The sequence below is a fragment of the Lyngbya sp. CCY1209 genome (assembly GCF_035615495.1).
In the GTDB taxonomy this organism is placed as follows: Bacteria; Cyanobacteriota; Cyanobacteriia; order Cyanobacteriales; family Microcoleaceae; genus Limnospira.
The window spans coordinates 1-314 of the sequence record NZ_JAJENU010000072.1 but is presented as its reverse complement, the minus strand read 5'-3'; the positions used below and the strand labels follow the sequence as shown (position 1 = coordinate 314).

At 42.7% G+C, this 314-nt stretch carries 1 pseudogene; it reads left to right on the top strand.

The features are described 5' to 3' along the window. A pseudogene (locus LKE08_RS00360) lies at positions 1-314 on the top strand (group II intron reverse transcriptase/maturase); the annotation flags it as partial.

The window sequence follows — 314 nt, the reverse complement described above, 5'->3', positions numbered from 1 at the left end:
AAGATTGCCATCTCCGATTGGTTAAAGCCCATTGGACTCCAACTCAAGCCGGAAAAGACAAGAATCTGTCACACACTTCAAGAAATAGAAGTAAATGGAAAAATGGTCGCACCCGGTTTTGATTTTCTAGGGTTCAATATTAGGCAATATCCTGCAGGTAAACACGTATCCGGAAAAAGTGGGGGAAAGGTCAGTAGATTACTAGGTTTCGTAACCCACGCCAAACCGGACAAGGAAGCAATCAAAGCCCACATTGAAAAGGTAAAAGAGGTGATTAAAAATCACAAAACTGCACCTCAAGCCGCCCTGATTAA